The sequence below is a fragment of the Annamia dubia NIES-4383 genome, assembly GCF_055394725.1.
Genome location: NZ_AP025630.1, coordinates 1,840,195 through 1,866,478, shown reverse-complemented (window position 1 = coordinate 1,866,478; position 26,284 = coordinate 1,840,195). Strand labels below are relative to the sequence as shown.

The following is a 26,284-nucleotide window of genomic DNA, read 5'->3' as shown; positions in this document are numbered from 1 at the left end:
TGAACATTTATGCGTAGGTTTACATTCTCTGAATTATCCGGCCCTTTTAAATTGAAATATTTAAGAACAATCTTACCCATATTTCTTTGCTTAAACTTGACCAATTTTGGAGTTAAAGCAACTTTAGCTCAAACTATTAATTCAGATCACACCACCACTAAGCAATATTTAAAGTCAAATTTCAAAAGACAATTAAGCAATGCGATCATCGCACAGGATGATATTTCCCCTGATAGTAATAGAGATCGCTTTGTTCAACCGGCCCCCCTGCCCTCTCCCACTCCTGAAGACACTCAAACCCCTGTTACACCCGCTACCACGCCCACAACGCCTCCTGATCTTAATCAAACTAACCTTCAAATTCAAACTATTACAGTAGAAGGTAGTAGTATCTTTAACAGTGATGATTTTAAACCCATTATTGAACCTGTAGAGGGTAAAACCATTAGTACGGCAGAATTACAAGGTATTGCCGATCAAATTACTCAACTTTATTTAGACAAAGGTTACATCACTTCACGCGCGATCGTTGATGAAAATACCCTTTCAACGGGTAATATTAAAATTTTAGTGATTGAAGGTAGTTTAGAAAACATTGAAGTAGAAGGTACACAACGCCTTGATCCTGATTATATTCGAGATCGGATCGCCCTTGGAGGTGGCACGCCCTTAAATACGGCTAACTTAGAAGATCAACTGCGCCTATTACGAGCCGATCCCCTTTTAACTAATATCGAAGCTAGTTTAAAATCAGGTACAGGCTTAGGGCAAAGTGTTTTAGTAGTCAGAGTCACCGAAGCACCATCTTTTGGCGCAAATTTTAGTATAGATAACTATTCCCCCCCTAGCGTGGGATCCGAGCGTTTTGGCATGGATCTTAATTATCAAAATGTCTCCGGTTTAGGGGATAGTTTAGGTTTACTATATCAACATACCTTACAGGGAGGTTCAGATAACCTTGATCTTAATTATCGTATTCCCGTTAATGCCATGAATGGCACAGTACAACTGCGTTCCGTTTTAAACTGGAATAGTGTGATCCAACCTAATTTAGCCTTTTTAGACATTTCAGGAGAATCTAATCTTTATGAGATTAGTTACCGCCAACCCCTGATCCGTACACCCAGAGAGGAATTTGCCCTTTCCGTAGGTTTTACCCATCAAAATGGGCAAACCTTTACTTTTGCCGGCCCGACTGCTTTTGGCACAGGCCCAGATAGTGACGGCACAACTCGCACCAGTGTTTTAAAATTAGGGCAGGAATATATTTCCAGAGATGGAAGCGGGGCTTGGGCTTTACGTTCATCTTTTAATCTTGGTACAGGTTTATTTGACGTTACAGACGTAAATCCCAATATTAACGGTTATTTTTTCAGTTGGTTAGGACAAATTCAGCGTGTACAATTACTTAATCCTGATAATTTCCTGATTATTCAAGGGGATCTACAGTTAACCCCCGATGGGTTATTACCTTCCCAACAGTTTGTGATCGGCGGAGGACAATCTATTCGGGGCTATCGTCAAAATATTCGAGCAGGGGATAATGGTTTTCGAGTTTCAGTGGAAGATCGCATCACTTTACACCGCAATGAAGCAGGGGAAGCTATTTTTCAGATCGCCCCCTTTTGGGATTTTGGCAATGTCTGGAATGTGAGTAATAATCCTAATCTTTTGCAAAATCAAACCTTTATTATGGGCTTAGGGATGGGTGTTTTATGGCAACCTTTCCCTAACTTAAATCTGCGTTTAGATTATGGTTTACCGATTATGAATCTCAGCGATCGAGGGAGAAATGCCCAAGACGATGGGTTTTATTTTAATGTTAATTACAATTATTAACAATTTACGTTCAGAAATGCCCCCATTCCCTTGGGAAAGTGGCATTTCTAAGAACTAAAGAAAACTTTACTTTGTCTATTTTTTACTTTAAATTATGCTAAATTAAAAATAGCTTTAACCTCAATTTTTCTTAATTCAAATAATCATTATAACATAAAATTACACATTTTGATTGATACAAAAAACTTGCTAAAATTGACAAACTATGTTTAAATATTAATACAATTTTTAATCTAAAAATATAAACAAATCAAACCTATTAAGTTAAATTTTAAGTTAAATAAAAAAAATTTTAATTCCCTAATAAAATTTTAAAATATGTATAAAATTTTTGCCGATCGAGGTGGTACATTTACCGATCTAGTGGCGATTACCCCAGAAAATCAAATAATTATTCATAAATTATTATCAGAAAATCCCGAACATTATCAAGACTCAGTAACTCAAGGGATTAAAGAAATTTTAGGTCTTAATAAAGACGATTTGATCCCACCTAATACTATTGAAATTGTCAAAGCGGGAACAACAGTAGCCACTAATGCCCTCCTAGAAAGAAAAGGAGATCGCACCGTTTTATTAATTACAAAAGGCTTCAAAGATGCCTTAAAAATTGGCTATCAAAATCGGCCAAATATCTTCGCTTTAGAGATAAAATTACCCGAAATATTATATGAAAAAGTAATTGAAATAGAAGAAAGATATAATGCCCAAGGAGAAGAATTATTGCCAGTTAATTATAATTTTATTCCCCAATTAGAACAGGCTTATCAATCAGGAATTAGAAGTTGTGCTATCGTTTTAATGCACAGTTACTTATACCCAAAACATGAATTACAAGTAGCAGAAATTGCTCAAAAAATTGGCTTTACTCAAATCTCAATTTCCCATCAAGTTAGCCCTTTAATTAAATTAGTTAGTCGGGGTGATACAACGGTAGTAGATGCCTATTTATCACCTATTTTAAAGCGATATATTAATAGTTTGGCTAGGGAATTAAAAGATACAAAATTAATGTTTATGCAGTCAAATGGCGGATTAATTGATGCCCATAATTTTCAAGGAAAAGATAGTATTTTATCAGGCCCAGCCGGAGGAATTGTTGGAGCAGTAAAAACAAGTTTAATAGCAGGAATTAACAAAATAATTAGCTTTGATATGGGGGGAACTTCCACCGATGTGGCGCATTTTAATGGTGAATATGAACGCAGTTTTGAAACAGAAATTGCAGGAATTAGATTGCGCACTCCCATGATGTCAATTCATACCGTAGCCGCTGGAGGAGGCTCTATTATAAAATACGATGGATTTCGTTATCAAGTAGGCCCAGAATCCGCCGGAGCAAATCCTGGCCCTGCTTGTTATCGAAAAGGAGGAAAACTAACAATTACTGACTGTAATGTAAGAGTTAAGAAAATACAATCTCAATTTTTTCCCAAAGTATTTGGTAATCATAGTAATTTACCATTAGATGAGGAAATTGTCAAGGCTAAATTTGAAGAATTAGTAATAGAAATTAAAGAAAAAACTGCGCAACAAATTGCAGAAGGATTTATTACTATTGCCGTAGAAAATATGGCCAATGCCATCAAAAAAATATCTTTACAAAGGGGCTATGATGTCTCAGAATATACCCTATGTTGTTTTGGCGGAGCAGGGGGACAACACGCCTGTTTAATTGCGGATTCTTTAGGTATGAAAAAAATCTTAATTCATCCCTATGCAGGAGTTTTGTCGGCTTATGGAATAGGTTTAGCTGATGTAAGAGTGATGAAACAAAAATCAGTTGAAAAAGAATTAAATTTAGAATTACTAACAAATTTAAAACAATTAATTACGGAATTAGAAAGGGAAGCAAAAAGTCAAATTAAACAAGAAGAAGGTTTAATTAATACGAGCAATTATGTTAACTTAAAATATACGGGAACAGACTCAAGCTTAACAGTTAATTTTCAGGAAGATATTAAATTAATGAGAAAAGAATTTGAAGAAAAACATTTACAGCGTTATGGTTTTATTCAGGAAAATAAAGAATTAATAGTAGAATTAATAAGTGTTGAATTAATCCAAGCCATGGCCACCGTAAAACCATTAATTATTAAGAGAAATCGCCCGTTAAATATTGCACCAAAACCAGTAGAAATAAGTGAAATATTTACCCATAATTCTTGGCAGAAAACACCGATTTATTTAAGGGAAGATTTAGAGCCAGATGATGAGATAATTGGAACAGCAATTATTGTAGAAAAAATTAGTACAATTATTGTCGAACCTAATTGGAAAGCAAAATTAACTAATCAAAATTGTTTAATTTTAGAGAAAATAAATAATTAATTTTTAAATTTTTTAGATTGAATACCCCTCTTTTAGAACTTTAGGTAAAACTTCGTTATTACTAAAGTTTGAAACTGTTATATAGGTGGTGATCATCTCCTAATTTTTCAACAGAAATTCAAAATGATGAAAAGTTATACCATTTACAAAAAGTAGCTACACAGATAAAGCATTAACTCCCCCCTGTTTGAGGGGGGTTAGGGTTAAAAAATTATTTCCCTTTAGGGCCTAAACCAACTTGACCCGCATAAATGGCGCGATCGCCTAATTCATCCTCAATGCGTAATAAACGATTATACTTAGCAATGCGTTCACTGCGACATAAAGAACCAGTTTTAATCTGTCCGGCACGGGTAGCCACTGCTAAGTCTGCAATAGTGGTATCTTCCGTTTCACCGGAGCGATGACTGATCACCGAACTATAACCGTTACGGGTAGCTAGTTCGATCGTTTCTAAAGTTTCGCTAAGTGTACCGATTTGATTTAATTTAATTAAAATGGAATTACCTGCACTACGCTCAATGCCTGTTTTTAAGCGTTGGGCATTGGTGACGAATAGATCATCCCCTACTAACTGCACTTTTGAACCTAATCTTTGGGTTAAAATTTGCCAGTTAGCCCAGTCTTCTTCATGTAAACCGTCTTCAATGGAAACAATGGGATATTGACCAACTAATTTTTCTAAATAATCAATAAATTCCCCCGCACTTTTAGCAGAACCATCATAAACATAATTGCCATTCTCATAAAATTCACTTGCGGCCACATCCATCGCTAAAGCAACTTCGCTTCCGGGCTTATATCCCGCCGTTTCGATCGCCTGTATTAATAATTCTAAGGCCGCTTGGTTAGATTCTAAATTAGGAGCAAAACCCCCTTCATCACCCACACCCGTTAATAATTTTTGTTGTTTAAGCACTTTAGCTAAAGCCTCAAACACTTCAGCACCCCAACGCAGAGCCTCTTTAAAAGAACTTGCCCCCACCGGCATGATCATAAATTCCTGAAAATCTACATTATTATCAGCGTGCGCCCCACCATTGATCACATTCATCATCGGCACGGGTAATAAATTTGATTTAGGAGTGCCTAAATAACGATAGAGGGGAGTTTCCAAATAACTGGCCGCCGCCTTAGCTGTAGCCAAAGATACCGCTAAAATCCCATTAGCACCCAATTCTGACTTATTATGAGAGCCATCAAGCTCAATCATCAAGCGATCAATGGTTTCCTGATCAAGACCATTTTCGTTTAATAATTCAGGGGCGATCTTCGTTTTAACATTGTTAACGGCGGTTAAAACCCCTTTCCCATTGTAACGCTTCGGATCACCATCTCTGAGTTCATGGGCTTCAAAAGTACCTGTGGAAGCACCACTAGGCACTTGAGCAATACCATAAGCCCCACCTTCTAAAAGCACTTCTGCTTCCACAGTAGGTCTACCTCTTGAGTCTAAAATTTCTCTAGCGTCAATTTCTTCAATCCCAACGATTGGAATATCTAACATAAGTCTCCTTTAGTTTTCTTAAATCATTATTCAACTATAGATTATTAATGATCAATGACCATTTCTAAAGTTTTTTTGTTAAGAAACAATAGGATTTTGATTTTAAGTTAACATTTTATGACAGTCTTGGTGCTGATTAACTTGGATACCACTATCAATAGTGGTATTTTTCGATCTGATTAACCAAATATCAATTGTCAATTTTGGCCAAAGATCTTCTTATTTTAATTTTTTGATGGGTTTATAGACTTTTCGGCTTAGGAAAAATGTCATTTCTCTTAATAATTGATAAGCTTCAACTGTGACAATTTTATGTTCTAATTTTTCTGATTTAGCATATCTTCTCTTTTGAAATAATCGGTTTTATTGTATTTTTTTATCTGTGTTTTTTAAGCTCTTTTCTTAATTGTAACTTGCTGAGGGTCACAAAAGAGCCGTATTTTAAATTTAATCTTGATCATAAAGACAAGAGTTAAGTTAAAATAAAACCTAAAATCTGTTTAGCATTGCAAATTTCCAAATTTTCCTCTTGTAATCATTATGGCTCAAACATTTATTCCAGACAACAACCTGACAGATAAGGGGGCTTTTCCCCTTGATGTGGAGTTAAAGCAGGTTTATAAGGTTTATAATGGCGAAACTGCTGTTAGTGGTGTTAATTTTAGTATTCGTAAAGGTGAATTTTTTAGTATTTTAGGGCCTTCTGGTTGTGGTAAAACTACTACTTTAAGATTGATCGCAGGTTTTGAAGTTCCTTCGGCGGGGGAAGTTTTAATTCAAAATGTAACCATGAATGAGATCCCCCCCTATCGCCGCCCTGTTAACACGGTTTTTCAAAGTTATGCTTTATTTAGTCATTTAACGGTGGAAGAAAATGTGGCTTTTGGTTTAAATATTAAAAAGTTACCGAAAACGGAAGTTAAACAGAGGGTACAACAGGCTTTAATGAATGTACAAATGGAAAGTTATGCTAAACGCTTTCCTCATCAACTGTCAGGGGGGCAACAGCAACGGGTAGCTTTGGCAAGGGCTTTGGTTAATCAGCCCACAGTCGTATTATTAGATGAGCCTTTAGGAGCATTAGATTTAAAATTGCGCAAAGAAATGCAAGTAGAATTATCAAAGTTACATCAAGAGTTAGGCTTAACTTTTGTAATGGTAACTCATGATCAAGAGGAGGCTTTATCTTTATCCGATCGCATTGCGGTGATGCGTGGTGGCAAAATTGAACAGATCGGCACTCCCACCGAGATCTATGATTATCCTCGCACCCCCTTTGTGGCTGATTTTATTGGTGATACTAATTTATTTGAAGGTCATATTGAAGCTAGTGATCATTCTAGTTATACAATCAAAACAACGGAAGGATTAGATTTAATTGTTCAAAATCAAGTGCAAAATACTCAAAAAATGGGCTTATCTACTTCGGTGGTGGTAAGTGTGCGCCCTGAAAAAATCAAATTAACTTTAGAACAACCCTCACAAACTGATAATTATTTTCAAGGTAGATTAGGCCATATTATGTTTTTAGGTACTCACACCAGTTATGTTGTAGAGTTAAACAGTGGTAATTTTGTAACAGTAATGCAACCTAACACTATTTCTCAAATTGCGTCTAATAATTCAACTGTTTGGATTTCTTGGGATGCTTCCGATTGTATCGCCATTGAACAGTGAAGTGGGAAGTGGGAAGTGGAAAGTGGGAAGTGGGAAGTAAGAAGTAATGACAAATGATCAATAACTAATAACAAATAACCAATAACAAATAACCAATAACTAACAATGTTTACTCGTCGTCAGTTTCTAAAAACCTCCCTTTGTGCAATGTCTGGCATGGCTTTATCTAGTTGTGGCTGGAGACTTGCCAATGTCAGTTCCCCTAATGTTTCGGCTGATCTGCTTTATATTTATACTTGGGCGGGATATACGGATGATGATCTGCTCAATCGCTTTCAAACACAAACTAAGATCTCGGCGATCGCCGATGTTTTTGATTCCAATGAGGCCATGTTAGCCAGATTTCAAGCTAGTGGTGGCGGTGGTTATAGTATTATCTATCCTAGTGATTATATGGTTCGTCAAATGATAGACTTAAATCTATTATTGGAATTAGATCAAACAAAAATTGTGGGTTTAAAGCAACTTTTTCCCCAATTTTTAAGCCCCTATTATGATCAAGATAATCGTCATAGTATCCCCGTCAGTTGGGGGACAACGGGCTTAATTTATAATAGTAAAACCCTTAACCAAGCCCCCTACGACTGGGATTATTTATGGGAAAATAAAGACAGTCTCAAGAAAAAATTTACCTTACTTAATGATCCCAGAGAGGTGATGGGTGCAACCCTAAAAATGTTGGGTTATTCTTATAATTCTAATAATCCTAAAGAAATTGAACAGGCATTTAATAAATTAAAAGAATTAAAAAATTCGATCGCTTCCTTTACCTCCGATGCTTGGCGAGATCAAATTTTAGCAGGAGATTTATTAATAGCTATGTGTTATTCTTCCGATGCAAGTGAATTAATCGGAGAAAATCCAGATTTAAAATATGTTTTACCTGCTAGTGGCTCATCTTTATGGGCTGATACCCTTGTCATCCCAAAAACAGCCCCCAATATTGAAGGGGCTTATCAATGGATTAATTTTATGTTACAACCGGAAATTTCCGCCGATATTTGTCAAAGAATGAGTTTTGCTACCGCTAACCAAGAGGCTTTTAAACTCTTGCCCAAAGAATTACAGGAAAATGCAACTCTCTTTCCTCCTAATCCGGGTTTATCTCTTAGTGAGGGTTTAAGCCCTCTCAATGATGAAATTACAGATCTTTACGATCGTTATTGGACTTTATTAACCAGTGGTTAACAAATCGGGGATTAATTTAATCCCCGATTTTTGACAACTAATTTAGGAAAATTTAGCAATGTGATCGTGATTAAACTAATCTAATCATTTTCTTTTTACCTACTTGTAAAACCTTATTTTTTAACTGATCAATTGACTCAAATTTATAATTAACATCATCAATTTTTTCCCCTTCTAAACGCACTGCTCCCCCTTGAATTTGTCGGCGGCCTTCCCCACTACTAGCACATAATTTACAAGCAGATAAAACATAATATAAAGGTGCGGGAAACTCAATCTTTGTTAAGGAAAATTCAGGTAAAGATTCCCCTTCAGTTTTCGCTTGTAAAACTACATTTTCCGCCGTTTCTTTTGCTTGTAACGCCTTCTCTTTTCCATGATATTGACTAACAATTTCTAAAGCTAATTGTTTTTGACATTCCCTTGGATTTTCTGATAGTTGATCTAAGGGAATATTTGTTAGTAATTCAAAATATTCTTTAATAATTGAATCTGGAATATTTTGCAATTTTTGATACATAGAAAGGGCATCTTCTTTTAATCCTACATAATTTCCCAATGATTTAGACATTTTTTGCTTACCATTTACCCCTAATAAAATTGGCATTAATAGGCCAAATTGAGGAGTTAATCCAAAATACCTCTGTAAATCCCTACCAACTGCTATATTAAATTTCTGATCAGTTCCCCCTAATTCTACATCCGCTTCCACCGCCACAGAGTCATAACCCTGCATTAAAGGGTATAAAAACTCATGTAAATAAATGGGTGTTTCTTTCTCATATCTTTCAGCAAAGCCTTCTTTAGCTAACATTTGCCCCACTGTCATGGTGGATAATAACTCACCTATTTTACCTAAATCAAGAGTTCTGAGCCATTCTGAGTTATAGCGAATTTCTAAACGGCCGGGGGTATCAAAGTCTAAAATCGGACGTAACTGAGTCAGATAATCCTGCGCATTATTTTTTACTTCTTCGGCCGTTAGTTGGCGGCGCACTTCTGATTTTCCGGTGGGATCGCCGATCTGGGCGGTAAAATCCCCTATAATTAAGACGGCGGTATGGCCTGCGTCTTGAAATGCCCTCAGTTTGCGGAAAGGAATGCTATGGCCTAAATGAATATCTGAGGCGGTGGGATCGATGCCTAACTTTACTCTTAAGGGGCGATCGCATTGTTTTAAGCGTTGGATTAAATTTTCATTGCCATCATCTGAGTGGGGCTGATGGGGAAATAAATCATTAATTCCTCTTTCTAACCATTGAAATTCATTAGGTAAATTAAAATTAGACATAATCAAAAATGCAAACTTAAAATTAAAATTACTACAATTAAAATTATATAATATAATTGTTTAATCAGGTTTAAAAATGCTAAACTGAGCAAAAATATAACAAGTTTTCTTTATTTTTAATCCTCTACTTTTAAGTAAAAATAATTGTCAATTATCCCTTGTCCACTGTCAATTATTTAACATAATTTTCTCAAAAAATCCGATCAATAAATAATCATGTTTAGAAGTTTTAACTTAATCAAATTAATGATAACTTTTAGTTTAATCTTTTTCTTAACTGGTTGTCAATCTCCGCCTAAAATTGAGGGTATTCCCGTTAATTTTCAACGGGTAATTAGTGGGAATTTAATTGAAATTTTATGGACTAAAGGCGGAAATACTACCGTAGAAAAAGTTAGATTAATGGGGATCAAAGCCCCAGAATTAAAACAAAAACCTTGGGGAAATTTTGCTCAAAAAAAACTCGAACAATTGTTAACTTCTAATCCCCAATCTTTAAATTTAAGGTTACAATTAGAGCAGGAAAAACCGGATCAATATGGTAATTTTTGGGGCTTTATTTGGTATGAAAATCAACTAATTAATCAACAAATAGTTAAGGAAGGATGGGCAATTGTTGAGCCTTGTTCTCCCATTTTACCCAAAAATGTTACCTCAATTAATCTCAAAGATCAATACTGCGATCGTTTACTTAATAGTCAGCAATATGCACGATTAATGGAACTAGGAATTTGGCAACAAAAAGCCCCATTTAGAGAAACATTATAATTAATAATTAAAACTTTTAAATTTAAGATTAACAATTTATGATAATAAATAATTAATTAATTTTATTAATTTAATTTAATTTATTTTATGCTCTTTGTTCAGCTAATTCTCTAATTAAAGAAATACGACTACGAATATATTTGCTAAATAGATCAGATTCTTGATGATTGAGAGATTTTTCTTGATTTAATTGATTTAATAACCAATCTACTAAAGTAGAATCATCAAAATCTAATAATAATTTGGCCTGAGTGTTTTCTACTAATGCCCAAAGTTGACGTAACATAGATGGAGTCATAATTATTTTTTCCCTCCGCTAATTAATTTATTTCATAAAAGTTTGATTTTTCTAATCAAAATAGATTTATTATTTTACTCTAACTTATTTTTTTTCTAAAATAGTAAAAAAAGACATAAACTGAAACAAGATTTACCAAAGCTTAAAATATGACTTAAATCTTTACAATTATTAGTTAAATGTATCAAATTGTAAAATAAATTAACGAGTAATGGAAAAGGATCTGTTATAATATAAAAACTCTTAAATTATTAAGTATAAAATATTAAATTTTAGTATGAGGATTAATCAAAATGGGAAGAAAAAAACATTATCATCAGTTTTTGTCACGTCAAGATCAGGGTAAAAAATCAAAAATAGAACTTTCTTTGACATCTACAAGCCTAGAATTATTAAATCAAATTGAAAAAAAATTAAATCTATCTAAATCTGAATTAATTAATCAAATTATTCTAGGTATAATTCAAATAGAATTAAGTGATCATTCTCCTGAGATTAATTTAGAAATAACTAATATTTCTAGTGATCATAATTCTCGCCAAAAACCTCAAATTATAGTGAAAAATATACAGGATCTTTCGAGTGAATATTTAGAAATTAATGCTAATTTTGATCCGGTTTTAACTCAAGATCAAGCTAATTTAATTAAACAATTGCAAGAAAAAAGTTTATTAGTTGCTTATTTTCAAAAACAGTTAAATGAATTACAAAAAAATTATCATGAAATTGATTTAAAATTTGAAAATTTGCATCGAGAATTAAATTTAAAGGATCAAGAAATTGAGAAATTAACAAAACAGTTAAATCATCAAAAATTTACTTTTAATGATCAACATTTAACAATTTTTGAAAGAGAAAGTAGAGAAAAAATAGAAGAAATTAAGCTATTAAATCAAGAAATTACTAGGCTTAAAACTAATTTACAGATCGCAGTTAATCGAGTTAATTTGTTACAACAAGAATTACATACAAGTCAAAATTTATTAACAGAAGCTAATTATTCTTATGCTTTAGCGTTAGAAGATAATAATAATAAAATTCAAAAAATAATGGTATTACAAGCTACGATTAATCAACAAAAAGAGTTTTTAAAAACTCAAACTGAAATTGATTTAACTTTACAGGATCAAATTCAAAAATATGAGGCTAAAATTAATAATTTACAACAGGAAATTAGTAGTTTAAGATCAGTGGCTAATTTTGGAGAAAATCAATTAAATAAATGGAGAAGAAAAAGTTTTTAATTATTAATTGATAATACCCTTACTTCAAAAGTTGGGGATTTTAAAAATCCTCGACTTTTTGTAGTATTATGTTTTAATAATAACCTAAGATCAATTGAAATTTATTAAATTATTATTTATGGAAACTATTTTATTAATTATTGTTAGTATATCCTGTTTTATTTGGTTATATTTATTATTTTTTAGGGGAAATTTTTGGTTATGTAATCAAAGGTTAAATCACCATAAATTTAATAATTTAACTTTAAAAAAATATCCCTCTGTTTGTGGTATTATTCCCGCAAGAAATGAAGAAGAAGTGATTAATATTTCCCTATCTTCTCTCTTAAAACAAGATTATCAAGGTCAATTTTCTTTAATTTTAATAAATGATCAAAGTACGGATCAAACAGAACAAATAGCACAAGAAACGGTTAAAAAGATCAAGTCTAATCATCTTTTAAAAATCATTTCAGGAGTATCTTTAGAAAAGGGCTGGAGTGGTAAACTTTGGGCAGTTAATCAAGGTATTAATTATGCTCAAAATTTACCTGATCTTCCCGATTATTATTTATTAACTGATGCTGATATTCAACATGATCTACATAGTTTAAGTAGTTTAATTAATTTAGCTGAAAGTAAACAATTAGCTTTAGTTTCGGCGATGGTACAATTAAGATGTGAAAGTTTTTGGGAAAAATTATTAATTCCGGCTTTTATTTATTTTTTTCAAAAGTTATATCCCTTTGAATGGGTAAATAATTTTAATAAAAAAATAGGGGCGGCCGCCGGAGGTTGTATTTTAATTCGCAGGGATATTTTAGAGAATATAGGCAGTATTAGTTGCATTAAAAATGCTTTAATTGATGATTGTTCTCTGGCTCAAAATGTCAAAAATTATCTTAAAAAAAATCCAACAAAATCTCAAAATATTTGGTTAGGTTTAAGTAAAAAAAATATTAGTTTGCGCTCCTATTCTTCCTTAAAATCTATTTGGGACATGGTAGCCCGTACCGCCTATACTCAGTTAAATTACTCTGTATTATTATTAATCGGTACGGTGATAGCCATGAGTTTAGTTTATTTAGTTCCACCCCTATTTATTTTGATCGGATTAAGTTTAAATAATTTGTTAATAACGATCATTGCTCTAATGGGTTATTTATTAATAACTATTAGTTATTATCCCACAATTAAACTTTATCATTGTCCTTTAATTTATACATTTTTATTACCAGTGATCGCCCTTTTATATACTTTAATGACTATAGACTCAGCCCTAAAACATTGGCAAGGGCAAGGAGGATCATGGAAAGGGCGAGTTTATCAAACAATTGACAATGAATAAAGTTGACCTAATAATTAAAATAATTAAAAAATTCTCAATTAATCACTTATTGCTACTTATTGCTATAATAGACTAAAATACAATTAGCATTAAATTTATTAGTTAAATTTAGGAGAAAAAACCATGACTGTTAATGATTTAGAAATCAATGCTATTTTAGAGCAAAATGCTGTTGAAAATAACACTTCTCATCGTGAAGTTATTGAAACAGTAATCGCTAGTTTAGCACAGAATAAAAGTGCAATGGTCAATTATACAAATGAAGGTATAATTTGGAAATTTCAATATGGAAGTGTGGATGTTTTTGTCCAATTAACAGGAGAAACTGATGAAGATTTATTAACAGTTTGGTCGCCAGTTTTAAGTTTACCTGCCCAAGACGAACAAGGCTTAATGAAAAGAATTTTAGAAATGAATTGGACTGAAACTTTTGAAACTTGTTTTGGTATTTGTAATAATCAAGTTATTCTTTTATCTCAACGAATTGTATCAGAATTATCCCCCGGAGAAATTTCCCGTGCTATTATTTTAGTTGCGACTATTGCTGATGATAATGATGAAATTTTAAAACAACAATTTGGCGCAAGTTAAAATTGAGCTTTAATCGTAAATTGATAATCTCCACCTAATTCTAATTGATAATCATAACGCTCTAAAAAACGGCTAAAAGGTTCTAAAATTAAAGAGCGTCCTAAAGTGGGATTAATTAATAATTTTTTCTGTCGAAAACGCCATTGAAATTGCCATTGATAACTTCCGGCTTCAATTTCTCCAGCAATTTTTCCCTGTGACCATGAATATTGAGTAATTCTTACATAAACAATTGTTTCGGCAAGACCAGTCATAATAATGGATAATTAATAATGGATAATTGATGATTAAGAAATGACAAATGACAAATAACCAATTGTCAATTAATGATAGATAGCTGATATAGTAATCTTAATTATATTGATAATACTTTTAATTTTTGAATTATTATGGTAAATCTTACCCCTAACCCAAGCTATAGTGTAACCCTAAGAATTAAAGCCCCCAACCGTACCGGAATGTTAGCCATGATCGCACAGGCGATCGCCAGTGTGGGTGGCAGTATGGGACAAGTTTCTCTGATTTCTAGTAATCTTAAATCAATTGAACGGGAATTTGTAGTAGATGCGGCCAGCAGTGAACAAGCCGAAGATATTACCCAAGCCGTCAAAGCTTTACCTGAAGTGGAAATTTTAAAAGTTTACGATCGCACTTTTGATCTCCATCGTGGGGGGAAAATTCATGTTACTAGCCGAATTTCCTTTACTTCTCAGTCGGATCTGGCGATGGCTTATACTCCGGGGGTAGGGCGTATTTGTAAGGCCATCGCTCAGGAGCCTGAACAAGTTTATTCTTTAACCATCAAACGCAATACGGTGGCGATCGTTACCGATGGAAGTGCGGTTTTAGGCTTGGGAAATTTAGGGGCGCAGGCCGCTTTACCCGTGATGGAAGGCAAAGCCATGTTATTTAAAGAATTTGCTAATATTGACGCTTTTCCCATTTGTCTTGATACCCAAGACACGGATCAAATTATTGAAACGGTAAAAAATATTATTCCGGTCTTTGGCGGTGTTAATCTTGAAGATATTAGTGCGCCTCGTTGTTTTGAAATTGAAAAACGCTTACAAGAACAGTTAGATGTTCCCATTTTCCACGATGATCAACATGGGACGGCGGTTGTTTCCCTTGCGGCTCTTTACAATGCCCTCAAATTAGTTAAGAAAAACCTTGAAGACATTAAAATTGTAATCAATGGGGCGGGAGCGGCCGGTATTGCCATCGCTCAACTTTTACAAAAAGCGGGAGTTACTCAAATTATTCTTTGTGATTCTAAAGGAATTTTAGCAAAATCCAGAACGGATTTAAACCCCCAAAAACAAGAATTTGCGGTTGATCTGACGGGTACTTTAGCCGATGCGATGAAAGGGGCGGATGTGTTTTTAGGGGTAAGCAGTGCTAAGTGTGTTAGCCCTGAAATGGTTTATTCGATGGCTCAAGATCCCATTGTTTTTGCCATGGCCAACCCCATCCCAGAAATTCAACCGGAATTAATTAGTGACTATGTGGCCGTGATGGCAACGGGGCGTAGTGACTATCCTAACCAAATTAATAACGTCTTGGCCTTTCCGGGGATTTTTCGAGGTGCTTTAGACTGTCGTGCTTCTCGTTTTTCCCCCTATATGTTTCTCTGTGCGGCCAAGGCGATCGCCTCTTTGGTTTCCCCTGATCAACTCGATCGAGAGCATATTGTTCCTTCCGTTTTTGATCCCAGAGTTGCCACTACCGTAGCCTCGGCCGTCCGTTTGGCCGCTCAAGAGGAAGGTTTAGCCAGAGAATAAACTTTTAATAATGGACAATGGACAATTGACAATTGACAATAATCTCTATTGAAAAATAGATTATTTAAGAATGATTAAACATCAATGACTAATGAACAAATTATGATCAATTCGCCATTTTCAGAATTACCATCACAAACCACTTCAGACTCTCAAGAGTTAAACCCAACTCAAGGGCAACCCCAAGAAGAATCAATTGAAATTAACCGCCCTTGTCTCAATTTTGAAACCCATTTTGAGGGTTGTATGGAAATGTATAGCGAACTTGAGATCGTGGCTGAATATTTAAGACAACATGAGGGCTGGTTTTGTCGTTGCGCCCAACCCATGAGGGCTGAACCTTTAGGGGAAAACGGTTATATTTTGACGATCGGACGTTTCGGAGCTTTAGGTTATGAAGTTGAACCGAAAATGGCGGTAATTTTAGAGCCTCCCCAAAATTGCATTTATGATATGTATAGTGTGCCTGTTCCTAATTATACTCCTCCTGGTTACACCGTAGACTATCAGGCCTCGATGCAATTATCGGAAGTTCCCGCCCATGAAAGTTATCCTGGGTTAAAAGAAAGTTATAAAAAACATAAAATAACAGATTTACCCACCATAATTACTCAGGTAAAATGGCAATTACATCTATTTGTATCTGTACAATTTCCTAAATTTATTTATAAATTACCGATTAATTTCATCCAAAAAACGGGCGATCGAGTTTTAGCGGAAATTATTAAACAAGTTTCTCCACGTTTAACTTATAAAGTACAAAAAGACTTTCATGATCGCTTTAGCCTACCTTTACCCTCTAAAATCGGGCGCAGATTTCATCGGATCAATTTTGATTCATTTGCTCAAGATGAAATAATTTTAGAGGAAGAATAAATTTTAAAATAATTTCAACAATTGACAATTACCTCTACTAAAAAAAAGTAAAATTATAAACTTAATTAAGCAATTGTTAATTGTCAACTGATAAAAATTTTTACCAATTTTTGGGTAATTTGGTATTAGTTAAAATTGCTCCTCTTAACTTTACGCCTGTTAAATTAGCCCCTATTAAATTAGCATTAGTTAAATTAGTATTTCTTAAATCTGCATTAGTTAAATTAGCATAACTTAAGTCTGCGCCCCATAAATAAGCTTTAGATAAATGGGCATTTACTAAATTAGCTTTATGGAAAATTGTTTGATATAAAATTGCACCCATTAAGTCGGTTTCATGTAAAATTGCCCCTGTTAGATCCGCTTCAATTAAGTTAGCTTCACTTAAATTAGCTTCACTTAAATTACTACGCATTAACTTAATTTTTGCCAGATTAACTTGTTTTAAATTAGCTAATCTTAAGGATGTACCAATTAAATTTGTTTGACTAAAATTGGCTTCAAAAAAATTAGCAAAACTTAAATTTGTTCCTATAAAATTAGTTTTTGTTAAATTAGCTCCCTGTAAATTTACCCCTTGTAAATTAGAATTAATTAATTGAGTATTTGTTAAATTAGCATCTATTAATTGGGCATTAATTAACATACTATTACTTATATCACTATTACTTAAATTAGTTTGAATTAATTTAGCAAAATTAAGATTAACTTGTTTTAAATTGCCATAACTTAACTCAAAACCCCTTAAGTTAAAGCCCTCTAAATTACTATTACTCAGATCAAGTTTTTCCGATGAAGTTTTACGCCATGCGATCCAATTGACAGCACCTTTTTTTAAATTTTCTAAATGATTTTGATTTGCCATAAATAAATTAATAAGAGATGATTAATAATGGATAATTGATAATTAATAATTGACAAATGACCAATAACAAATAACCAAACTATTCATATTTTTTAGTCGTATTATCCCGCCCAGAAACATTCTCGATCGCCGCTAAAGCCGCCCTAGATCCTGCTAAAATATCCCTTTCTTCACCACCTAGATAAACACGGCCAAAACTGCCTACAGAAGTAACTTGTAGAATATTAATATTAGCATATTTTTCCGCCTCATTGGCCGCTAAAGAAGCGTAGGCGGCCGGCTCTACTTCTAATATATATAAAGTTTGTCCTGCTAATAATAATTGTCCCCTTCTAGTGCGATTAATTAACTGAGCTTGATGGGCATCTATATTTCTAATAATTTGACTGGAAATAATACGAGGTTTAATACGATCTTTTTCCGTCATTCCTAACGCATCTAAGATCGCTTTTCCCGCACTTCTAGTTTCGCCTTGACGGGATGAATGTATTTCTAAAAGACCATATAAACGATCAATAAATTGCACTCCCGGACGCACAAAATTTGATTTTAAAGCAATATCTGTAATGCGATTTATTTCAATTCCGGGTGAAATTTCAATCCATAAAGATGAGTCTCCAGGTAATGGCAAAAAACCTAAAGCAACTGTGCCAATATAAGAGGCGTGTTGAGGTTGTAAACTATCAATAAAAACATAACTTCTTAATTCTATACCCATTTTTTTGTTACTGGTTATTTGTTATTGGTTATTCGTGATTTGTATTTTTAATACGGCCTGATTAATCCGTATCTTCAATTATTAAATCATATCAGGGTAAAATTAACTCATGTTTTTGGCAAAATTTTTATTAAAAATTAATTTTATCTAATAACCAACAACTAACAACCAATAACTAATAAATTAATTACTAAACTTAATTTTTAAATAATCATCCTCCATTTTCGCCCCCGAAGGTTTAAGCGCCGCTAAAGCTTGAGGTAAAACTAAATTACGGCGATGATTACCAATTCTAACATTTAATTCATCACCCGTTTTATTTAATTGAACTTGCTCTTTTGGAATATTTGGTAAATACAATTCTAAACTATATTGATGATTTTCCTGCACCACTTTAACCGTATTTTCTGCATAATAAACTTTAGAAGGATCCTCATCTTGATATAAAGTTTCTTTTAATCTTTCTAAAGCAGGAATCCCACACATTTCTTCAGAATAAAGAGGCACTTCTTTAATCGGTAAAGGATGAAAATTATCGTAGATTTCTTGCTTATAAATTTGTTGATTTTCTTTCCATTTTTGGAAAAATGGATCGTTAACTTCCTCTGGAATAATTCTATTAGCAATTACTAAATCCGTAGCCACATTATATAAACTTAAATAAGCATGGGCGCGCAAAGATTCCTTAATTACCATTTTTTCAGGATTCATCACCAAACGCACAGAAGTTTGTTGATTATCCGTTAAAACCTTTTCTAAAGCCTCGATTTGCTGATAAAACTCATAAGGTGCATCCATAACCTCATTATCAGGGAGGGAGAATCCGGTTAAAGGCTTGAAAATTGGCTCAAATAAAGGGCGTAAAGCCGCCGACATCCCTTGTAACGGTTTGTAAAATCTTCTCATATACCAGCCCCCCACCTCTGGTAAACTTAATAAACGTAAGGCTGTGCCAGTGGGTGCAGAATCAATGATGAGAATATCAAAGTCTCCGTCATCATAATGGCGTTTCATGCGCACTAAACCGAAAATTTCGTCCATTCCGGGCAAAATTGCCAATTCTTCAGCTTGAACGCCATCTAAGCCCCTTGCCTGTAAGACTTGGGTAATGTAGCGTTTGACAGCCCCCCAGTTACCCTCTAACTCCATTAAAGCGTCTAACTCAGCCCCCCAAAGGTTATTTTTGACTAATTTGGGATCATGGCTTAACTCCAGATCAAAACTATCTGCTAAAGAGTGAGCCGGATCTGTACTTAGTACAAGGGTACGATAGCCCAATTCAGCACAACGTAAGCCAGTTGCCGCCGCCACAGAGGTTTTACCCACCCCTCCTTTTCCAGTCATTAAAATTACGCGCATAGTTTTTCTTGATTTGCTTTTGCGGGAATTAAAGTTAAAATTTAATTAAAAATGAGAAAAAATTTACAATATTTAATATAATAGATAATTCTAATCAATTTGCCAACAAAAATCAACGGTTTTGTTATTGATTATTTCCCATTTGTTATTGGTAACAAGATTAAACTTCTTTTTTCTCAGTTGACAATTGACCATTGACAATTAATAATTAACAATTGCTTTGGTTAAACTTATTTATTATTTTAAATCATGAAAAAATCAGAAGATTGGTTAAGAGAGATTAAATTTTTATTTAAAGATGAAGGTTTTATGAAATTTATTCATCTTTTAGAAAATATCGTTTCTAAAGTCCTATCTGTGGCTTTAATTATTATTATTTTTGTTTCTTTATTGGATTTATTATTACTTTTAATTCAAGATCTATTAAACCATAAAGCTTCAAAATTTTTAGATAAGGAATTAATCGAAATTTTTGGCTTATTTTTGCATTTATTAATTGCTTTAGAATTATTAGAAAATATTACTTCTTATATTAGAAAACAAATTGTTCAAGTGGAATTAGTGTTAGTTACGGCTTTAATTGCCGTTGCTAGAAAAGTAATTATTTTTGATACCAGTAAATATGATTCTAATGATTTAATTGCGCTTGGTATTGCTACTTTATGTTTAGCTGGTAGTTACTGGTTAATTAAAAGAATGAATAATAATAATGATCCTCATTCTTAAATTAAAATTAATTTTTTAAGAAATCAATATATAGTTTAAAATAGAAAATATGATTTAATTTTAACTAATCTTCTGTCAAAAGGATCAATCAATTATGCAAAAATCAAAACCAATTTTAATCGGTGGTATTACTCTTTCAGTGGGGCTATGGGCTTTAAATAATTTACATTTTTTCTCTTTCCCCTTGGAAGATCTTAGTATTTTAAGCACGATCGCCTTGGGAGGTGGCTTATGGTTGTTACGCAAAAAAGCAAAAATTACGACTAATGATCTTCCCATAAAATCTTTAACTCAGGCCGATCTCAATCAGATAATTAAAGAGACTAAAACGGCTTTTCAAATCTTAGAAAAAGAGGCAGAAAATAATCTTTTAATTGATTTGAAATCCCAATTTAATCAATTAGATAATTTGATGAAGCAAGAGGCTTTAAATATAACAATTATTGGGGGTAAATATACAGGTAAAACTTCCTTAAAAGCATTATTAAAAAATCACTTAAAATCACAACATAATATAATTTTTACAGAAAATTTAGAGGATAATTTTAGAGACAATAATCAAGAAAATATTGATTTAATTTTATATATAATTAATGGGGATTTAACCGATAGTCAATGGCAATTAATTCAACAATTAAAAGGGATTAATTATCGAGTAATCTTAATTTTAAATAAAGTTGATCGTTATTTAGCTGAAGAAAAATTTTTAATTTTACAACAAATTAAACAAAGAGTTAAAAATTTAATTGCTGAAACTGATATTTTAGATATTGCTTGTCAACCCCTACCCATTAAAGTTAAACAGTATCAAAAAGATGGTCAAATTAACGAATATTTAGAAGAACAAACCCCACAAATTGATAATTTACTTAATCATTTACAGTCAATTTTAACTCAAGAAACTGAACAATTAAACCTAGAAAAATCTTGGCGTAATGCCTTTTTCTTTAAGCAAAAAATTAAAGAAAAATTAAATCAAATTAGAAAAGAAATTAGTTTACCATTAATCGAAAAATATCAATTCATAGCGGCCGGCACAACTTTTGCTAATCCAATTTCGAGTTTAGATCTATTAGCAACGGCCGCCATTAATGGACAATTATTAATAGATTTAAGCGAAATTTATCAACAGAAATTCACCTTAGAACAGGGTCAAAATTTAGGTAGTATTATGGGTAAATTAATGGTAAAATTAGGATTAGTAGAAATATCCACCCAAACTATCAGTAATCTCCTTAAAACTAATGCAATAACTTATGTGGCAGGAGGTACAATTCAAGCCATTAGTGCGGCCTATTTAACCCGATTAGCAGGATTAAGTTTGATTGAATATTATCAAGAACAAGACTGTTTTAATCCTCAAGAAACTAATCTTAATTTAGAACAATTAGGAGAAAAAATTAAACAAGTTTTCCAACAAAATCAACGCTCAGATTTTTTACTTAATTTTGTTAAGCAAACTTTAAAATTTAAGTCTGTTTAAAAGTTTTTTAAATTAAATTTTTAATGATTTAATTGGTTTAATTTAGTAGGTTTAATTAATTATTAAATTGCCAAATTTTAATAGATTTATCTTGAGAACCACTAGCAAAAAGCATTTTTTGAGGATGGATCGCAATAGCTTTTACTCCTGAAGAATGACCTACTAAATTTGTTAATAATTCCCCCGTACTTGGTTGCCAAATTCTAATAGTTTGATCAGCACTACCACTAATTAATAAATTTCCCTGATTATTAAGGGCAATACAGTTAATTTCTCCGTTATGACCTGTTAAATTATTTAATAATTTACCCGTTTTTATGTTCCAAATTTTAATAGTTTGATCACCACTTGCACTAAATAATAATTGACCACTAGGGCTAAAAACTAAACTATTAATAATACTTTGATGACCTTCTAATTTCATAATTTCTTTAGCAGTATTTAGTTCCCTAATCACAATCACACCTTGATTATTACCCGTTGCAAATAGTTGATCAACCGGAGAAAAAGCTAAACTTTTAATATAGTTATTTTCTAATTTTAAATTAAATTTAATAACCCCTTCTGGTAACTCCCAAATTTTTAAAGTTTGATCCGTACTACCACTAATTAAAAATTTACCATTGTTACTAATTGTTAAACAGTTAATCCAACCATTATGATCTTTAAATTGGGTAATATATTCCCCTGTTTGACTAGCCCAAATTTTAATCGTATAATCCCAACTTGCACTAATTAAAAATTTTTGATCGGGGGTAAAAATCACACTTTCAATAATACTTTGATGACCCCTCAAAGTTTTTAATTCTTGTTGTTGATTAACTTCCCAAATTTTTAAAGTTTGATCCGCACTAGCACTAATTAAAATATTACCATCTGCATTAAAAATTAAACTATGAATTGAGTTTAAATGACCGTTCAAAGTTTTAGTACATTGCCAACTAGGATTTAAAAAATTATCTGGTAATTGGGCTTTTTTGGGTTCAATTTTAAATGATAAACCTAGATTTTTTTCCCCCGTTAAAATAGATAATTCCGTTAAAACTTCTAAAGCTGACTGGTATCTTTGGGAAATTTTATCGGCGATCATTTTATTAATAATATTAATTAATTTTGAATTAATTGCTTCAGTTAAATAATCTTTCCAGACTGAAATTCCGTCTAAACTACTAAATAAATCAAAGGGGTGCATTCCCGTTAACAAATTAATACAAGTGACACCTAAACTATAAATATCACTAGCAAATTCGGTTTTTCCTCGTAATTGTTCGGGGGCGGTATAAGCGGCGGAGCCGATCACTGTTCCGGTTTTGGCTAAAGCCGTTTTACTTGTTATTTTAGCGGTGCTAAAATCAACTAAAATTAATTCTTTTGAATCTTTTTTTCTAATAATATTAGATGGATTAATGTCACGATGTAAAATATTATGTTGATGAATAAATTGTAAAATACTTAAAATATTTTTTAATAATTCAATAATACTTTTTTCATCAAAAATTTCCTGATTAATTGATTCTCCTTCAATATATTCCTGCACTAAAATTGGTAAATTTCCGTAAGTTTGTTGGGGCGTAGGAGTGAAATAAGCCAGTAAATTTGGTATTTGAGGATGTTGGGAAATTTCTTTTAATTTTAAGGCTTCTTTTTCAAATTCTAATTGGGATTGTTGTAAATTATTAAGATTAAAACGATGATCAATTTGTTTAATAATACAAAAAGATTTTTTAAAATCGAGTTCATCCCTTCCTAAAAAAGTTTTTCCTTTAGTTAAAGGCCGAATAATTCTATAGCGATCACCTAGCCAAAGTTTACTCCCACAACTAATACAAAATTGATGTTGATCCGTATTTTCTGGATGTTTACAGTGGGGATTAAGACAGTAACTCATAGATTAAAAATCATTTTGAAGATTTACTAAGATAATTCTATCTAAAAATTAGCAAAAATTTGATTTTTCTTAACAAAAATTTATCATTTAATTAAAATTTAATGAGAATAAAGTTAAAAAATTTTAATCTTATTGGCCATTGCTAAAGCAAAAATATTAATTAATTGATCAGCATTTTCTCCAATTAAATGTACTCCTAAAATTTCTTGATTTTTCGTCAAAATTAATTTGAAATAATCAAGATTTTTCGCAAAAAATATTGGATTAAATAATTGATTAAATAAATTAACATTAGTATCTTCAATAATAATTAAATTATGATCATAATTTCTGGCTTGTTTTTCCGTTAATCCTACCCTAGCACAATTAGGATAATTTAAAATTTGATAGGGTAAATAATAATAATTAATATTATGTGAAAAAAGAAAATTAGATTTAATATTTTTCAGAGCAATTTTTGTTTCATTAGTAGTAATATTAAAATTATTATAACCCCCAATAATACTACCACAAGCATAAATTTTTCGATTAGTGGTTTGTAATTGTTGATTAACAATAATACTTTGATTTTCAAACTTAACCTTAACACTTTCAAAATTAAACTGATTAAGATTAGTTATCTTTTGATCAACATAAATAAAATCATCAATTTCTATAGCTTGATCTCCAGCTTGAAGCCAAATTGTTTGATCAATTTTCTTAATTTGACTAATCTTACTATCGGTTAAAATTTTAACTCCTTTTGCCTCTAACATGGCTTGAATATAAGCGGAAATACTAACATCTTCACAGGGTAAAATTGTATTTTCCGCCATAATTAAAGTAATATCTTTGCCTAAAATTGCTAAACTATAAGCTAATTCAATTCCCAAACTATTTTCAGCAAAAATTGTAATATTTTGCTTAAGATCACTTAATTTTTCTTGTACAAATAAATCTTTTAAAGTTAAATAATTAATTGGGGTAAAATCTGGTAATTTTGGTAAAAAATCATTATTTTCTATTGTGATTAAATAATTTTTACCAAAAAATTGACGATTTTCTGTGGTAAAATTAAGGCGAGGCTTTTGAAAAAATGCCCCTGTTGATTGAATCAAATCAACCCCTAAAGCAGATAAAATAGCTAAAGAATTTTCATTTTCTAAAGTAATAATCTGTTCTTGAATATATGCTAAAATTTCTTGAAAATTAGGGTTTAAGATGAAATTTTGATCAAAATTAAAGCCCATTTCCCCTTCATTTTGAAAATTATTTTTAATCTTAGCAAAATGAATTAAGCCATCAATCAAAATTCTTTCATTACTAGGCCAACCACAAGTAAATGGCCATTCTACCAGTGCAACTCGATAGTTAAGTTTAACAGCCTTTTTGGCCGCCGATCTCCCTTCTAAACTATTACTAATAATTACCAGATCAAAATTAGTCATTGGTGATTTGTCAATTCTTTTAAGGCATTTAATAATTCTTGATTATGCTTTTCTAGTTTAACAGCAATTCTAAAAAAATTATCACCTAATTCGGGAAAACTAAGGCAGTCTCTAATTAAAATTCGATAATTTTTTAACAAATTTTCCTGTAATTTTAAACTAGAAAATTGAGTTTTAACTAATAGAAAATTAACACTACTTTTCATCGGAAATAATCCTTTTATTTTGCTTAATTCTTCTTCTAATTTTATTCTTGTGGGGGGTAGCCAATTTAATGTTTTTTCCCGAAATTCTTGATCTTGAATCACCGTTTGAGCTACCAGATCCGCTAAAATATTGACACTCCAAGGATCACGCCATTTTTTCCATCCTTTGAGGCGATCGGGATGGGCGATCGCATAGCCGATCCTTAAGCCCGGAATACTATAAAATTTTGTCAGCGATCGCAAGATAATGAGATTGGGATGATCAGGCACTAAAGAAATTAAACTTTGCTGGTGATCCTCCGGTAAAAAATCCATAAAAGCCTCATCTATTACTACTAAAGTAAATTGATCTAAATAATTTTTAATCTGATCTTTTTTAAATAATTTACCCGTAGGATTATGAGGATTATTAAGGATAAAACTTGAATTTTTCTTAAATTTTGTTTGAGTAAAACTTAAAGGTAAATCACTCAATAACTCCCCTTCTTTCGAGAAACAATCACTTAAATGGATTAAACAAGGCTTTATTTTCCCATTGAAAGCATTTAAAGCTCTGATATAATCATTAAAAGCCGGAGTTAAAAGATATGTTAAATCAGTTTCTGCCAATTCCCTGCCCACATAACTTAATAACTCCGCCGAGCCATTGCCGGGTAAAATATAATCAGGGTCAATCTGATGATACTGAGCCAAACAAGTTCTGAGGTTTATGTAGTTACAATCAGGATAATTAACTAATTGATGTAAACTATTGTGAATTGTGGAGAGCGCACTGTGAGGAATACCGAGGGGATTAATACTAGCCGAAAAATCCAAAATAGAGGAAATTGGACAACCTGCGATCGAGGAAGCCCAACTCAAATTTCCGCCATGAATAGGATGATTAAAAGTCAC

22 protein-coding genes are annotated in these 26,284 nt (G+C 32.3%); 12 read left to right on the top strand and 10 right to left on the bottom strand.

Annotation, left to right across the window (positions count from 1 at the left end; all coding sequences use genetic code 11):
* Positions 1 to 9: 9 nt before the first annotated feature.
* Both Anndu_RS08505 and Anndu_RS08500 read left to right on the top strand, forming a co-directional pair.
* The gene (locus Anndu_RS08505) at positions 10 to 1,839 is read left to right on the top strand and encodes a ShlB/FhaC/HecB family hemolysin secretion/activation protein (RefSeq protein WP_464103954.1); all 1,830 of its coding nucleotides are present in this window, start codon (positions 10 to 12) and stop codon (positions 1,837 to 1,839) included.
* A gap of 318 nt (positions 1,840 to 2,157) precedes the next feature.
* Positions 2,158 to 4,170 (top strand): hydantoinase/oxoprolinase family protein, encoded by a 2,013-nt coding sequence (locus Anndu_RS08500; protein WP_464103953.1) that lies wholly within the window; start codon positions 2,158 to 2,160, stop codon positions 4,168 to 4,170.
* A gap of 211 nt (positions 4,171 to 4,381) precedes the next feature.
* Here the strand turns inward: Anndu_RS08500 and eno are convergent, their stop codons facing one another.
* A complete protein-coding gene (gene eno / locus Anndu_RS08495; protein WP_464103952.1) occupies positions 4,382 to 5,677 on the bottom strand; it encodes a phosphopyruvate hydratase in 1,296 nt (431 codons plus the stop codon).
* A 540-nt stretch (positions 5,678 to 6,217) separates the two neighbouring features.
* Between eno and Anndu_RS08490 the strand changes: the two genes are divergently transcribed.
* Both Anndu_RS08490 and Anndu_RS08485 read left to right on the top strand, forming a co-directional pair.
* Positions 6,218 to 7,354, top strand: coding sequence for an ABC transporter ATP-binding protein (locus Anndu_RS08490; protein WP_464103951.1), 1,137 nt, complete (start codon positions 6,218 to 6,220; stop codon positions 7,352 to 7,354).
* 105 nt (positions 7,355 to 7,459) lie between these two features.
* Positions 7,460 to 8,542: an ABC transporter substrate-binding protein gene (locus Anndu_RS08485; protein ID WP_464103950.1), complete on the top strand. Its 1,083-nt coding sequence runs from the start codon at positions 7,460 to 7,462 to the stop codon at positions 8,540 to 8,542.
* A 70-nt stretch (positions 8,543 to 8,612) separates the two neighbouring features.
* Here the strand turns inward: Anndu_RS08485 and tyrS are convergent, their stop codons facing one another.
* Positions 8,613 to 9,833 carry a tyrosine--tRNA ligase gene (tyrS, locus tag Anndu_RS08480; protein ID WP_464103949.1) on the bottom strand — a complete coding sequence of 407 codons (1,221 nt, stop codon included), beginning with the start codon at positions 9,831 to 9,833 and terminating at the stop codon, positions 8,613 to 8,615.
* Positions 9,834 to 10,079: 246 nt separating this feature from the next.
* Between tyrS and Anndu_RS08475 the strand changes: the two genes are divergently transcribed.
* Positions 10,080 to 10,601: a thermonuclease family protein gene (locus tag Anndu_RS08475; RefSeq protein WP_464103948.1), complete on the top strand. Its 522-nt coding sequence runs from the start codon at positions 10,080 to 10,082 to the stop codon at positions 10,599 to 10,601.
* An 85-nt stretch (positions 10,602 to 10,686) separates the two neighbouring features.
* On the opposite strand, the gene Anndu_RS08470 is transcribed toward Anndu_RS08475, so the two are convergent.
* Entirely contained in the window at positions 10,687 to 10,899 is a 213-nt protein-coding gene (locus tag Anndu_RS08470) for a hypothetical protein (protein ID WP_464103947.1), read from the bottom strand.
* A 293-nt stretch (positions 10,900 to 11,192) separates the two neighbouring features.
* On the opposite strand from Anndu_RS08470, the gene Anndu_RS08465 reads away from it, so the two are divergent.
* The 3 genes from Anndu_RS08465 to Anndu_RS08455 all read left to right on the top strand — a co-directional run bounded on the left by Anndu_RS08465 (position 11,193) and on the right by Anndu_RS08455 (position 14,061).
* Positions 11,193 to 12,143, top strand: coding sequence for a hypothetical protein (locus Anndu_RS08465; RefSeq protein WP_464103946.1), 951 nt, complete (start codon positions 11,193 to 11,195; stop codon positions 12,141 to 12,143).
* 118 nt (positions 12,144 to 12,261) lie between these two features.
* Positions 12,262 to 13,470 carry a glycosyltransferase gene (locus Anndu_RS08460; RefSeq protein WP_464103945.1) on the top strand — a complete coding sequence of 403 codons (1,209 nt, stop codon included), beginning with the start codon at positions 12,262 to 12,264 and terminating at the stop codon, positions 13,468 to 13,470.
* Between the two features lie 123 nt (positions 13,471 to 13,593).
* Positions 13,594 to 14,061, top strand: a complete 468-nt coding sequence (locus Anndu_RS08455; protein WP_464103944.1) for a YbjN domain-containing protein — start codon at positions 13,594 to 13,596, stop codon at positions 14,059 to 14,061.
* Here Anndu_RS08455 and Anndu_RS08450 read toward each other — a convergent pair.
* Complete coding sequence (locus Anndu_RS08450) at positions 14,058 to 14,315, bottom strand: DUF3146 family protein (protein WP_464103943.1); 258 nt, start codon at positions 14,313 to 14,315, stop codon at positions 14,058 to 14,060. The genes Anndu_RS08455 and Anndu_RS08450 overlap by 4 nt on opposite strands.
* A 135-nt stretch (positions 14,316 to 14,450) precedes the next feature.
* Between Anndu_RS08450 and Anndu_RS08445 the strand changes: the two genes are divergently transcribed.
* Both Anndu_RS08445 and Anndu_RS08440 read left to right on the top strand, forming a co-directional pair.
* Complete coding sequence (locus Anndu_RS08445) at positions 14,451 to 15,842, top strand: NAD-dependent malic enzyme (protein ID WP_464103942.1); 1,392 nt, start codon at positions 14,451 to 14,453, stop codon at positions 15,840 to 15,842.
* 84 nt (positions 15,843 to 15,926) lie between these two features.
* Positions 15,927 to 16,718, top strand: coding sequence for a DUF1997 domain-containing protein (locus tag Anndu_RS08440; RefSeq protein WP_464103941.1), 792 nt, complete (start codon positions 15,927 to 15,929; stop codon positions 16,716 to 16,718).
* A 100-nt stretch (positions 16,719 to 16,818) separates the two neighbouring features.
* Here the strand turns inward: Anndu_RS08440 and Anndu_RS08435 are convergent, their stop codons facing one another.
* The 3 genes from Anndu_RS08435 to Anndu_RS08425 form a co-directional block, all read right to left on the bottom strand.
* On the bottom strand, positions 16,819 to 17,583 hold the full coding sequence (locus Anndu_RS08435; RefSeq protein ID WP_464103940.1) for a pentapeptide repeat-containing protein: 765 nt from the start codon (positions 17,581 to 17,583) through the stop codon (positions 16,819 to 16,821).
* Between the two features lie 79 nt (positions 17,584 to 17,662).
* The gene (locus Anndu_RS08430) at positions 17,663 to 18,301 is read right to left on the bottom strand and encodes a hypothetical protein (protein ID WP_464103939.1); all 639 of its coding nucleotides are present in this window, start codon (positions 18,299 to 18,301) and stop codon (positions 17,663 to 17,665) included.
* Between the two features lie 183 nt (positions 18,302 to 18,484).
* A complete protein-coding gene (locus tag Anndu_RS08425) occupies positions 18,485 to 19,660 on the bottom strand; it encodes a TRC40/GET3/ArsA family transport-energizing ATPase (RefSeq protein WP_464103938.1) in 1,176 nt (391 codons plus the stop codon).
* A gap of 249 nt (positions 19,661 to 19,909) precedes the next feature.
* Between Anndu_RS08425 and Anndu_RS08420 the strand changes: the two genes are divergently transcribed.
* Both Anndu_RS08420 and Anndu_RS08415 read left to right on the top strand, forming a co-directional pair.
* Positions 19,910 to 20,386 (top strand): phosphate-starvation-inducible PsiE family protein, encoded by a 477-nt coding sequence (locus Anndu_RS08420; RefSeq protein ID WP_464103937.1) that lies wholly within the window; start codon positions 19,910 to 19,912, stop codon positions 20,384 to 20,386.
* Between the two features lie 94 nt (positions 20,387 to 20,480).
* The gene (locus tag Anndu_RS08415; RefSeq protein WP_464103936.1) at positions 20,481 to 21,869 is read left to right on the top strand and encodes a slr1306 family protein; all 1,389 of its coding nucleotides are present in this window, start codon (positions 20,481 to 20,483) and stop codon (positions 21,867 to 21,869) included.
* 55 nt (positions 21,870 to 21,924) lie between these two features.
* On the opposite strand, the gene Anndu_RS08410 is transcribed toward Anndu_RS08415, so the two are convergent.
* The 3 genes from Anndu_RS08410 to cobD all read right to left on the bottom strand — a co-directional run bounded on the left by Anndu_RS08410 (position 21,925) and on the right by cobD (position 26,284).
* Complete coding sequence (locus Anndu_RS08410; RefSeq protein ID WP_464103935.1) at positions 21,925 to 23,757, bottom strand: protein kinase domain-containing protein; 1,833 nt, start codon at positions 23,755 to 23,757, stop codon at positions 21,925 to 21,927.
* Between the two features lie 113 nt (positions 23,758 to 23,870).
* Positions 23,871 to 25,184 carry an FAD-dependent oxidoreductase gene (locus Anndu_RS08405; RefSeq protein WP_464103934.1) on the bottom strand — a complete coding sequence of 438 codons (1,314 nt, stop codon included), beginning with the start codon at positions 25,182 to 25,184 and terminating at the stop codon, positions 23,871 to 23,873.
* Positions 25,181 to 26,284: a threonine-phosphate decarboxylase CobD gene (gene cobD, locus Anndu_RS08400; RefSeq protein ID WP_464103933.1), complete on the bottom strand. Its 1,104-nt coding sequence runs from the start codon at positions 26,282 to 26,284 to the stop codon at positions 25,181 to 25,183. The genes Anndu_RS08405 and cobD overlap by 4 nt, the downstream gene beginning before the upstream one ends.

Excerpts from the sequence above, each read along its gene's own strand:
- Anndu_RS08505 (WP_464103954.1), top strand. The coding sequence starts at position 10 with ATGCGTAGGTTTACATTCTCTGAATTATCCGGCCCTTTTAAATTGAAA.
- Anndu_RS08500 (WP_464103953.1), top strand. The coding sequence starts at position 2,158 with ATGTATAAAATTTTTGCCGATCGAGGTGGTACATTTACCGATCTAGTG.
- eno (WP_464103952.1), bottom strand. The coding sequence starts at position 5,677 with ATGTTAGATATTCCAATCGTTGGGATTGAAGAAATTGACGCTAGAGAA.
- Anndu_RS08490 (WP_464103951.1), top strand. The coding sequence starts at position 6,218 with ATGGCTCAAACATTTATTCCAGACAACAACCTGACAGATAAGGGGGCT.
- Anndu_RS08485 (WP_464103950.1), top strand. The coding sequence starts at position 7,460 with ATGTTTACTCGTCGTCAGTTTCTAAAAACCTCCCTTTGTGCAATGTCT.
- tyrS (WP_464103949.1), bottom strand. The coding sequence starts at position 9,833 with ATGTCTAATTTTAATTTACCTAATGAATTTCAATGGTTAGAAAGAGGA.
- Anndu_RS08475 (WP_464103948.1), top strand. The coding sequence starts at position 10,080 with ATGATAACTTTTAGTTTAATCTTTTTCTTAACTGGTTGTCAATCTCCG.
- Anndu_RS08470 (WP_464103947.1), bottom strand. The coding sequence starts at position 10,899 with ATGACTCCATCTATGTTACGTCAACTTTGGGCATTAGTAGAAAACACT.
- Anndu_RS08465 (WP_464103946.1), top strand. The coding sequence starts at position 11,193 with ATGGGAAGAAAAAAACATTATCATCAGTTTTTGTCACGTCAAGATCAG.
- Anndu_RS08460 (WP_464103945.1), top strand. The coding sequence starts at position 12,262 with ATGGAAACTATTTTATTAATTATTGTTAGTATATCCTGTTTTATTTGG.
- Anndu_RS08455 (WP_464103944.1), top strand. The coding sequence starts at position 13,594 with ATGACTGTTAATGATTTAGAAATCAATGCTATTTTAGAGCAAAATGCT.
- Anndu_RS08450 (WP_464103943.1), bottom strand. The coding sequence starts at position 14,315 with ATGACTGGTCTTGCCGAAACAATTGTTTATGTAAGAATTACTCAATAT.
- Anndu_RS08445 (WP_464103942.1), top strand. The coding sequence starts at position 14,451 with ATGGTAAATCTTACCCCTAACCCAAGCTATAGTGTAACCCTAAGAATT.
- Anndu_RS08440 (WP_464103941.1), top strand. The coding sequence starts at position 15,927 with ATGACTAATGAACAAATTATGATCAATTCGCCATTTTCAGAATTACCA.
- Anndu_RS08435 (WP_464103940.1), bottom strand. The coding sequence starts at position 17,583 with ATGGCAAATCAAAATCATTTAGAAAATTTAAAAAAAGGTGCTGTCAAT.
- Anndu_RS08430 (WP_464103939.1), bottom strand. The coding sequence starts at position 18,301 with ATGGGTATAGAATTAAGAAGTTATGTTTTTATTGATAGTTTACAACCT.
- Anndu_RS08425 (WP_464103938.1), bottom strand. The coding sequence starts at position 19,660 with ATGCGCGTAATTTTAATGACTGGAAAAGGAGGGGTGGGTAAAACCTCT.
- Anndu_RS08420 (WP_464103937.1), top strand. The coding sequence starts at position 19,910 with ATGAAAAAATCAGAAGATTGGTTAAGAGAGATTAAATTTTTATTTAAA.
- Anndu_RS08415 (WP_464103936.1), top strand. The coding sequence starts at position 20,481 with ATGCAAAAATCAAAACCAATTTTAATCGGTGGTATTACTCTTTCAGTG.
- Anndu_RS08410 (WP_464103935.1), bottom strand. The coding sequence starts at position 23,757 with ATGAGTTACTGTCTTAATCCCCACTGTAAACATCCAGAAAATACGGAT.
- Anndu_RS08405 (WP_464103934.1), bottom strand. The coding sequence starts at position 25,184 with ATGACTAATTTTGATCTGGTAATTATTAGTAATAGTTTAGAAGGGAGA.